Below are 10165 nucleotides of genomic sequence, written 5' to 3' on the forward strand. Positions count from 1 at the left end.
CAGCAGCACCGGTGCGCGCTGGAGGCGGTAGCTCCAACGCGGCGCCAGCGCGCCGAACTCCCGCACGTCCTGCGGCTCGTCCAGCCAGCGGCGGACCTCGGCCGGGACCCCGGGTCCGGCACCGGCCGGGGCGTCGGCCGAGCCGCGCAGGTCGAGCAGGCGGTCGCCGGGGGCGGCCGCCAGCAGTCGGGCCTCCACCGTTCCGCTCCGGGGCCGGCCGAGCCGGTGCACGGCGACCGGGCCGGGCGCCGGACGCGCCCACGGACCCGGCCAGGTGCGGCGGGCCCGGAACGCGCCCCGGCCCAGCAGCAGGGCCAGCGCGTAGTACCCCGCGCCGTACCGGGCCCGCAGCCGGCCGCCCAGCGTCAGCCCCGTCCCGCGCGAACCCGCCTTCGCCACATGGCCGTTGTGCGCCCAGACGACGACCTTCGCGGCCGGGTCGGCCAGCAGTCCGTCCACCGCCCCGGCCATGTACCCGTCCCGCACCGCCCAGACGGTCCGCTCCTGGTCCCGGTGCCGCCACTCCCGGCCGGCCAGGTCGACCGCCGCCCGCAGCAGCTGCGCGTGCCGCAGCGCACCGGCGTCCCCGGGCGCGGCGGTCGTGACGAAGTCCGCCAACTCCTCGGCCCGGCACACCAGTCGGCCCTCCGGGTCGGGGTGCGAACCGGGCGCCGCGACGGCCGCCGAACGCAGCGGGTCGAGCAGGGCGGCGGCCCGCCCGGGGGCGGTGCGGCGCAGCAGCGCGTCGAGCGCGTCGACGGAGGGGCCGCAGCGCTGGGGGTCGATGCCGGCGAACCGCACCTGCCGGGCGGGCGGGCGGCCCCGGTTCCACTCCCGCAACCACTCGACCACGTCGAGGAGTTCGCGCGTGCGCCAGATCCAGAAGCCGAGGCCCTCCAGGGCGCGGGCGGCGTCTCCGGCGCCGGTGCGGACGTACGCGTCCACAGTGTCGGCGGGGGCGGCCGGGGCCTCCAGGGCGAGTGCGGTGAAGCCGAGTTCGGCGACCAGGAACTCCAGCAGCCGGTGCTTGAGCCGGAACAACTCCCGCGTCCCGTGGGTGGCTTCGCCGAGGCCGACCACCCGGACGCCGTCGAGCGCCGCGCCCAGCGGCCGGAGGTCGCCGGTGGGCGCGCCCGGCGCCAGGGCGTGCAGCGGGCGGGCGTGCCGGGCCAGCCAGCCGTCCAACTCGCCGGGCGCCGCCCGTCCCCGTCCCATGGGGGTGAGGGTACGCCGGCCCGGCCCGGCTCGGCCCGGCCGCGGAGGCCGGCAGGCCGGGCGGGCGGGCGGGCGGGCGGTCAGTCGAGCAGGCGCTCCCAGAGCAGTGCGTCGTGCCAGCTCCCGTCGAGGAGGATCGAGGAGTGCGCGACGCCGTACGGGGTGAAGCCGTTGCGGCGCAGCACCCGCTGGGAGGGCAGGTTCTCCAGGTTGGTGCTGGCCTCGACGCGGTGCAGGCCGAGTTCGTCCGCCATCAGCCGGAGGGCGAGCGCGACGGCGCGACCGGCGTGGCCCTGGTTCTGGGCGGTGGTGGCGGTCCAGTAGCCGAGGGAGGCGCGGCGCAGGTGGGGCTGGGGCAGGATGCCGCCGACGGTGACCTGGCCGATCACCTCCCCGTCGGCGAGCACCGCGCCCGGCCAGAGCGTGCCCGCGCGGTGTCCGGCCAGCAGGCGGTCGATCCGTTCCGCCTGGCCGGCCGCGGTGAGGTGCTCGGGCGGCTGGGCCGGTTCCCAGCGGCGGAACGCGTCGGCGTCCCGGGCCCGGTGCGCGGCGATCGGGGCGGCGTCGGCGGGTTCGATCAGGCGGATGCGGGTGCGACCGGGCACGGGCGGCTCCTCCTCGGAGCGGGGGCGGGGGTCTGGGCGGGGGTTGGGACGGGGTTCGGGACGGGGCTCGGGACGGGGTTCGGGGCGGGGTTCGGGCGGAACGGGAGCCTACGCCCGGCGCCGGCCCGGCCCCGCCCGGACGCCCGCGCGGGGCGGTTGCTAACCTCGCGGCCGTGTCCGACACCGGTTCAGATCCCCTGCCCGCGGCCGCTCCGACGGACGTCCCCGGCTGCGTCGACGAGTTGGTCGCGCAGATGCGCGCCGAGTCCGAGGCGGGGTTCCGCCGCGCACTGGGCGCGCTGGGGGAGGTCGCGCGGGCGGGCGGCCCGGCGGCGCTGACGGCGGCCGTCGAGGCGCTGGCCCCGCTGCTGCCGACCCTGCACGGGGTGTTCGCCAGGACGGCGGTGCTGGCGGGGGCGTGCGTGGAGCGGGGCGGGTCGCCGGCCGCGCTCGCCGGGGTGCTGCCCGCGCGGACGGCGGCGGCGCTGCGGATGTTCGCGATGGTCCCGGGGCTGTGGGCGCAGCAGGTGCCGGACGGGTTCCCGCCGCCGCCGGACTGGAGCTCGCCGGACGCGGTGGACGAGGTGGTGCGGGCCTGCACGGCGGTGGGCGCGCGGGGCGGCTTCGGCGCGGCGGAGATGCGGGCGGTCGCCCTGTCCTGGTTCGACGCCGAGGACTGGCTGCGGGCCTCGATCACCGTCCTGGGGCACCGGGAGTTCCGGGCCGCGGCCGACCCCGAGGAGCTGCGGGAGCTGCGGGCGGCCACCGAGGATGTCGCCGAACTGTCGCTCGTCCCGGAGGAGTTCGGCCTGCGCGGGGTCGCCCGGCGGGCGCTCTGGGCGGATCAGCTGGCCGCCGTCCTGGACGACGAGCCGCTGATCGTGCTCGACCCCGGCTCGGGGCGCGGTTTCGCGCTGACGATGAGCGGCGTCGGCGACAACTTCCAACTGCACACCCTGCTCGCGGACCGGCTGATCGGCAGTCGGCTCCGCGGCCTGCTGCCGGGCGAGCCGCCCGCCCGCTCCTGGGTGGCGGCCGCGACCGGCGGCAGCCCCCGCACCGCCCCGGACGACCCGGTGCTGCGCCGCTTCCGCCTGTTCGACGGCCACGGCCGCTACGTCGCCCCCGAGGGGATCCCCGCCGACATCCGCCCGCTGGACGGCGTACGGGTGCTCGTCCTGCACCCGCCGCGCGGCAGGTTCGGCTGGACGAGCGGCCGGGTCTTCGAGCACCTGGTCCCCTCGCTGCGCCTCGAGCGCCGCCTGCCCCGCCAGGAGGCCGCCGCCTGGCTGCGCCGGACCGCCCCCGCCCGGGAGGACGACCTGCTGGCCCCCGCCGGCCCCTGACCGTCCGCCTGCCGTCCGCCTGCCGGCCCCTGAGCGTCCGCCCCCGCCCGCCGTGCGCGTCCCCGCCGTACCGGTCGCCGCCGCGCCCGCCCGTCGCAGCTGCCCGCGGCCGGCTCCGCCTGGGATGATCGGGGCATGGCCTCCGATCTCGCCCGCGCCCTCGCCGCCGCCGTCCGCGGCGAGGTCCGTTTCGACACCGCCGAGCGCGCCGTGTACGGGCAGGACGCGTCGAACTACCGGCAGGTGCCGCGCGGGGTCGTGAAGCCCGTCGACCGGGCGGACGTGCGGGAGGCGCTGCGGGTGTGCCGGGAGCGCGGGGTGCCGGTGGTGGCGCGCGGCTCGGGGACGAGCATCGGCGGGCAGGCGATCGGGCCGGGCGCGGTGGTGCTGGACTTCCGGCGGCACTTCGGGCGGGTGCTGGAGGTGGATCCGGAGCGGCGCACCGCGCGGGTCGAGCCGGGTGCGGTGCTGGACGAACTCCAGCGTGCGGCAAGGCCGTTCGGGCTGCGCTTCGGGCCGGACCCGTCCACCCACAGCCGGTGCACGATCGGCGGGATGATCGGCAACGACGCCTGCGGTTCGCACTCGCCGGCCTGGGGCCGCACCTCCGACAACCTGCACGGCCTGGACCTGCTGCTGGCCGACGGCACCGAACTGTCCGTCACCGGCCCGCTGCCGCCCGCCGAACGGGCCGCGCTGGCCGGCGCCCCGGGCCGGATCGGCCGCCTGCACCGGGAGTTGCAGGCGCTGGCGGCGGACAACCTGGCACTGCTGCGCCGGGCGATGCCGGTGCTGCCCCGGCGCGGCTCGGGCTACCCGCTGGACGCGCTGCTGCCCGAGCGCGGCTACGACCTGGTGCGGGCGGTCACCGGCACCGAGGGGACGTGCGCGCTGCTGCTGGGCGCGACGGTGCGGCTGGTGCCGGAACCGGCGGCCCGGGCGCTGGTGGTGGCCGGGTACCCGGACGAGACGGCGGCGGCCGACGCGGTGCCCGCACTGCTCCCGCTGGCGCCGCTGACCTGCGAGGGGATGGCCGCCGACCTGGTGGCCGCGCTGCTCGCTTCCGGCCCGCGCCCGCCGGTGCTGGACCGGCTGCCGGACGGCGCGTGCTGGCTGTTCCTGGAGACCGGCGGCGCGACGCCCGCCGAAGCCGCCGACCGGGCAAGGGAGTTGGCGGACGCGGTGCGGCGGGAGCGGGTCGCGTCGGTCGCGCTGGTGACCGACCCGGGCGAGCAGCGGGCGCTGTGGGCGATCCGGGAGGCGGGCGCGGGCATCGTCACCCGGCTGCCGCCGGGCCCGGACGGGCGGCCGGGCGGTGCGGCCTGGCCCGGCTGGGAGGACTCCGCCGTCCCGGTCGAGCAACTGGGCTCCTACCTACGGCAGTTGCGGTCGCTGCTGAAGCGGCACGGGCTGCGCGGGGTGCCGTACGGGCACTTCGGCGAGGGCTGCGTGCACCTGCGGCTGGACTTCCCGCTGCGCGAACGGCCGGAGGCGTTCCGGGAGTTCATGGTGGAGGCGGCGGACCTGGTGGTGGCGCACGGGGGTTCGCTGTCGGGCGAGCACGGCGACGGGCAGGCGCGGGCCGAACTGCTGCCCCGGATGTTCCCGCCGGAGGTGATCGGGCTGTTCGCCCGGTTCAAGCGGATCTGGGACCCGGACGGCCTGCTGAACCCCGGCCTGCTGGTCGACCCGCGCCCGCTGGACGCCGATCTGCGCTTCCCCGGGCGGGAGTTGCCGCTGGCGCTGGCCTACCCGGAGGACGGCGGCAGCCTGCTGTCGGCGGTGCACCGCTGCGTGGGCGTCGGCAAGTGCGTGGACACCTCGACCGGAGTGATGTGCCCGAGCTACATGGTGACCGGCGAGGAGCGGCACTCGACCCGGGGGCGGGCCCGGCTGCTCGGCGAGATGCTGCGCGGCGAACTGGTCACCGACGGCTGGCGCTCGCCCGAGGTGCGCGAGGCGCTGGACCTCTGCCTGGGCTGCAAGGGCTGCGCGAGCGACTGCCCGGTGCACGTGGACATGGCCACCTACCGCTCCGAGTTCCTGTACCACCACTACCGGTTCCGGCCGCGCCCGGCCGCGCACCTGTCCTTCGGCTGGCTGCCGCTGTGGCTGCGGCTGGCCCACCTGGCGCCGCGCGCCGCCGATGCCGTGCTGCGCGGCCGGTTCAGCGGGCCGGTGCTCAAGCGGCTCGGCGGCGTCGACCCGCGCCGCGAACTGCCCGCGCTGCCGGAGCGCCGGTTCAGCGCCTGGTTCCGCGAGCACCGGGCCGCGCACCCGGCGGCTCCGGACGCCCCGGCGGTGCTGCTGTGGCCCGACTCGATGTCCGAGCTGCTCGACCCGGCCCCGGCCCGGGCCGCCGTCCTGGTGCTGGAACGCCTCGGCTTCCGGGTGCTGCTGCCCACCGGCCCGGTGTGCTGCGGGCTGACGCTGGTCGCCAGTGGCCAACTCGGCCTGGCCCGGCGGGTGGTGGCCCGTTCGCTGCGCCACCTGGGCGAACTGCCGCCCGGACTCCCGGTGGTGGGCCTGGAGCCGTCCTGCACGGCGACCGTGCGCTCGGACTGGGCGCGGCTGCTGCCCGGCGGCGAGGCGGCCTCCGGACTCCCGTCCCGGATCCGCACCCTGGCCGAGTTCCTGGACGAACGGCCGGTGGAGCTGCCGGAGTTGACCGGCCCGGCGATGACCCAGGTGCACTGCCACCAGCACGCCGTCCTCGGCACCGGCGCCGACCGCCGGATCACCGCCCGCCTCGGCCTGGACAACCGCCAACTGGACGCCGGGTGCTGCGGGTTGGCGGGTGCGTTCGGCTTCGAGCGCGGCCACTGGGAGGTGTCGGTGGCCGCCGCCGAACGCGCCCTGCTGCCCGCCGTCCGGGCGGCCGCGCCGGAGACGCTGCTGCTCGCCGACGGGCTCAGCTGCCGCACCCAGCTCACCCAACTGGAGCCCTCCGCCAGGCCGTTGCACCTGGCGGAGGTACTGCTACGGGCCTTCGAACAGGCCGAGGGCCGCTGACCGGACGGCTCACCCGCCCGGCTCACTCGCCCGGGTAGCGGACTCCGATCCGCTCGCGCACCGCGTCCAGGGTGCGCATCACGGTCAGCGTGGAGTCCAGCGGCACCAGCGGGGACTCCGTCTCCCCGGCCCGCAGGCAGCGCATCACCTCGGCCGCCTCCAGCCCGTAGCCGTGCCCGGCCCGCGCGGGGGCGGTGAAGACCTCCGGCTCGGCGCCGTCCCGGTGCAGGGTGAACCCGGCCGGGTGGAAGAAGTCCCGGTCGATCTCGATCCGGCCCGTGCTGCCCTGGACGGAGGCCCGCTGGCCGCACTGCACGTCGAGCGAGCAGGACAGCAGCGCGGTCGCCCCGCCCGGGTGGCCGAGCAGGATGCCGGTGTTGGCGTCCACCCCGAGAGCGGTCAGCCGCGCCCACGCCTGCACCGACTCCGGTGCGCCGAGCAGCAGTTGGGCGAACGCGACGGGGTACACCCCCAGGTCGAGCAGGGCGCCGCCGCCCGCCGCCGGGTCCCACAGCCGGTGGGTCGGGTCCTCCTCCGCGGTGAACCCGAACTCGGCCTGCACGGAGCGGACTTCACCGATCGCCCCGTCCGCGACCAGTTCGGCGATCCGCCGCACCGTCGGGTCCAGGTACGTCCACATCGCCTCCATCAGGAAGACCTCGCGCTTGCGGGCCAGCGCGACCAGCTCGGCGGCCTGCTCGGAGTTCAGCGTGAACGGCTTCTCGCACAGCACCGCCTTCCCCGCCTCCAGCAGCAGCACGGTCGCCGCGTGGTGCGCGGCGTGCGGGGTCGCCACGTAGACGACGTCGATCTCCGGGTCGGCCGCCAGCTCCTGCCAACTGCCGTACGCCCGCGCGATGCCGTGCCGGTCGGCGAAGGCCCGCGCGGTCTCCTCCCGCCGGGAGGCGACGGCGAACGCCTCGGCGCCGGGGACGGCCGCCAGGTCCTCGACGAAGGAGGTGGCGATCCCCCCGGTGGCGAGGATCCCCCAGCGAATCGGACGGTCGGTGATCGGCTGCACGGAAAACTCCTCCGGTCCGGCGGTGGTACGGGCTGCCCCACCCTATCCACCTGCAAGAATCGAGAACGGACAAGGGGGACGAACCAGGGGCCCGGGGAACTGTCGGCAGACGGGCATGCACCACCAGGGGCCCGGGGAACGGCGGGTCCGTGCTGCTGACGGCCGGAGCCCGTCGGAGTGTCCGTGCTGCTGCGTGTCTTGAACAGAACCGGAAGCCGATGCGCGCTCCGGCAGTGAACCGCTCGCAGACCGGGCCTCGCCGTTCCCCGAGCCCCCGGTGGTTGCTCTCCCGTTGTCAGCTTTCCCGCGTCACCGCGATCATCGCCGCGTCGTCCTGCAGGCGACCGCCGACGTGGTCGAGGAGGTCGCGGCGGAGGGCGTCCAGCAGGGCGTGTGGGCTACCGGCGGGGAGGCTCGCGGCGCGGGCGGGCAGGGGGTAGAAGGTGCCGTCGGCGTCGCGGGCCTCGGTGACCCCGTCGGTGTGGAGGAGCAGGGTGCTGCCGGGCGGGAAGTCGAACTCCTCGGTGCGCCGGTCGACGGGGCCCAGGGCGCTCATGCCGAGGGGCGGGGCGGTGCGGCGCAGCGGCAGGGGGTGGGCGCCGGCGGCGGTGAGCAGGAGGGGCGGGGGGTGGCCGCAGTCGGCGATCCGGGCGGTGGGGCGGTCGTCGGGGAGGTCGAGGACCAGGGCGGTGACGAAGTTCTCCTGGACGTCCTGGCCGCCGTCGGAGAGTTCGGCGAGGTGGCGGCGGTAGGAGGCTTCGAGCGCGTCGGCCAGCCGCGCGGGGTCCTGGTGCTGGTGGGCGAGTTCGCGGAACGCGCCGAGCAGGGCGGCGGCGTCGCCGACGGCGGCGAGGCCCTTGCCGCGGACGTCGCCGATCAGCAGGCGGGTGGCGTGCGGGGTGCGGACGGCGGCGTACAGGTCGCCGCCGACGTTGGCCTCGTCGTCGGCGGCGAGGTAGCGGGTGGCGATCCGCAGCGGTCCGGCGCGGTCGGGCAGGGGGCGCATCATGACGCGCTGGACGGCGTCGGAGACGGTGCGGACCCGGTCGAGTTCGCGGCCGTGGCGTTCGTGGATGCGGGTGTAGGCGAGGACGACGCCGGTCACCACGGCGAGCGCGGCGAGCTGGGCCTCGTGGTTGGGGGTGAACAGGCCGCCGTGCAGGGAGGCGATGACGGCCTGGGCGATCAGGGCGAGGACGCCGATCAGCGCGGTCAGCCGGGTGCCGCCGAAGGAGGGGGTGACGGCGGGGGCGACCACCAGCAGCGGGCCGAGGTGGATGTCCGGGGAGATCGAGATGTCGACGGCGGAGATCAGCACGATCAGGCCGAGCGGCAGCAGCACCATCAGGTGTCCGGTGCGCCACTCGCTCAGCAGGCCGGCCAGTCTCCGCCGCACTCCCACCCCACCACCATGCCCTGCGGACGCCGCCCCCACGACCCGGTGCACGCTGCGCGCACGGGTCGTGACGCGGCGCACCCGGCCGCCCCGGCCGCCGCCCCCCCGTTCGACCCGCTCGGCCCACCGGACCGGCAGGCGGATCGGCAGTCGAGCCGAAACCCCTGCGCGCGGGGAGTACCGGGCAGTAGCCTCCCCTGGTCGATCCGATCCCGATCCGTCGCCACCTGGAGGCCCCGTGCGCCCGATAGCGCGCCGCCGTACGTTCGTTGCCGCTGCTCTGACCGCCCTGGTGTTCGCCGCCGCGGGCACCGTCCCCGCCGTCGCGGCGCCGGCCGCCGGGCACGGTCCGGACGGGAACGGCGGGAAGGGTGCGCACCGCACCGCGTACTACCTGGCGCTCGGGGATTCGCTGGCGGCGGGCTACCAGAGCACGCCGGACGGCGGGCACCTGGTGGGCCGGGGCTACGCGCAGGACCTGGCCCGGACGCTGGGGGCGCGGGCCGCGCAGCAGCACCGGCCGTTCGAGTTCACCGACCTGGGCTGTCCGGGCGAGACCACCGGCACCATGGCGAACGGCGGCTGCCCGTACCCGCACTCCTTCGGCGGCTCCCAACTGGAGGCGGCGGTGGCCTACTTGAAGGCGCACCGGAAGGACGAGCTGCTGGTGACGATCGACATCGGCGCCAACGACGTGCAGCGCTGCGCCGCCGGCGGCTCGCTGGACCTGCCGTGCGCGCTGAACGGCATCGAGCAGGTCCGCACCGGGCTGGACCGGATCCTGGGCGAGCTGCGGGCGGCGGCGGGCCCGCGCACCCGGATCGTCGGGATGAACCTGTACGACCCGTTCCTGGCGGCCTGGGTGACCGGCGACCGGGGCAAGGAACTCGCCACCGCCTCGGTGCAGTTGAGCGATTCGCTGAACGGCGTGATCGAGGCGGTGGACGCCCGCCACCGCGTCCCGACGGCCGACGTGGCGGGCGCCTTCGCCACCGACGCCTTCACCCCGACGGTGCCGCTGGGCGGGCAGCAGGTGCCGCTGAACGTGGCCCGGATCCTGCAGTGGACCAACATGGCGCGCGGCGACATCCACGCCAACGACGCCGGCTACCAGGTGATCGCGGACGCGTTCCTGGCCGAACTGCCCGGCCGCCACCCGCGGTGACGGCCGGCGGACTCCCCGCTCACACCGTGGCGAGCAGGAAGTCCTCGCCGCTGGAGGGGCGCAGGCCGTCCGGCCGGCCGGTGAACCAGCGTTCGGCGAGGACCCGGCCGGAGAGGTGGCCGACCTCCCGGAAGCCGCTCTCCCGGGCGAGGTCCAGCATCCGCCCGGGGGCGTAGAAGCTGCGGAACGGCGTTCCGGCCCGGTTCGCGCCCTCACCGCTGGTGCGCAGGCCCGGCCGGTCGGCCGGGTCGAGCAGGTCGGCGGGCAGCAGGAAGGTCATCGCCAGGGTCGTTCCGGGGGCCAGCGCGGCGACCTTGCGCAGCACGTCCCGGGTGGCGTCCTCGGTGAGGTACATGCTGACGCCGACCGAGGCGACCACCGCGCGGCGGCCGGGGTCGAACCCGG

The 10165-nt window shown here is 76.8% G+C and carries 8 protein-coding genes; 3 read left to right on the forward strand and 5 right to left on the reverse strand.

From position 1 onward, the window contains the following. Together ACFUEL_RS27135 and ACFUEL_RS27140 are read right to left on the reverse strand one after the other, a co-directional pair. On the reverse strand, positions 1 to 1215 hold a 1215-nt coding region (locus ACFUEL_RS27135; RefSeq protein ID WP_380239385.1), incomplete at its 3' end, for an erythromycin esterase family protein. Between the two features lie 80 nt (positions 1216 to 1295). Continuing rightward, a complete protein-coding gene (locus ACFUEL_RS27140; protein WP_380239386.1) occupies positions 1296 to 1820 on the reverse strand; it encodes a GNAT family N-acetyltransferase in 525 nt (174 codons plus the stop codon). A gap of 173 nt (positions 1821 to 1993) precedes the next feature. On the opposite strand from ACFUEL_RS27140, the gene ACFUEL_RS27145 reads away from it, so the two are divergent. Next, positions 1994 to 3166, forward strand: coding sequence for a hypothetical protein (locus ACFUEL_RS27145; protein ID WP_380239387.1), 1173 nt, complete (start codon positions 1994 to 1996; stop codon positions 3164 to 3166). Between the two features lie 135 nt (positions 3167 to 3301). Beyond that, on the forward strand, positions 3302 to 6178 hold the full coding sequence (locus ACFUEL_RS27150; RefSeq protein ID WP_380239388.1) for an FAD-binding and (Fe-S)-binding domain-containing protein: 2877 nt from the start codon (positions 3302 to 3304) through the stop codon (positions 6176 to 6178). A 22-nt stretch (positions 6179 to 6200) separates the two neighbouring features. Here the strand turns inward: ACFUEL_RS27150 and ACFUEL_RS27155 are convergent, their stop codons facing one another. Beyond that, complete coding sequence (locus ACFUEL_RS27155) at positions 6201 to 7199, reverse strand: Gfo/Idh/MocA family protein (protein ID WP_380239389.1); 999 nt, start codon at positions 7197 to 7199, stop codon at positions 6201 to 6203. A gap of 295 nt (positions 7200 to 7494) precedes the next feature. Then, the gene (locus ACFUEL_RS27160) at positions 7495 to 8601 is read right to left on the reverse strand and encodes a PP2C family protein-serine/threonine phosphatase (RefSeq protein ID WP_380239390.1); all 1107 of its coding nucleotides are present in this window, start codon (positions 8599 to 8601) and stop codon (positions 7495 to 7497) included. Between the two features lie 232 nt (positions 8602 to 8833). Between ACFUEL_RS27160 and ACFUEL_RS27165 the strand changes: the two genes are divergently transcribed. Further along, positions 8834 to 9760 (forward strand): SGNH/GDSL hydrolase family protein, encoded by a 927-nt coding sequence (locus tag ACFUEL_RS27165; RefSeq protein ID WP_380239391.1) that lies wholly within the window; start codon positions 8834 to 8836, stop codon positions 9758 to 9760. Between the two features lie 19 nt (positions 9761 to 9779). Here ACFUEL_RS27165 and ACFUEL_RS27170 read toward each other — a convergent pair. Continuing rightward, positions 9780 to 10165: class I SAM-dependent methyltransferase (locus ACFUEL_RS27170; RefSeq protein WP_380239392.1), on the reverse strand; the 386-nt coding region annotated here is incomplete at its 5' end.

This window comes from Kitasatospora sp. NPDC057198 (genome assembly GCF_042670125.1).
GTDB lineage: Bacteria > Actinomycetota > Actinomycetes > Streptomycetales > Streptomycetaceae > Kitasatospora.

Bases quoted from the DNA above. Each gene is read 5' to 3' on its own strand.
- ACFUEL_RS27150 (WP_380239388.1), top strand. From the start codon at position 3,302: ATGGCCTCCGATCTCGCCCGCGCCCTCGCCGCCGCCGTCCGCGGCGAG.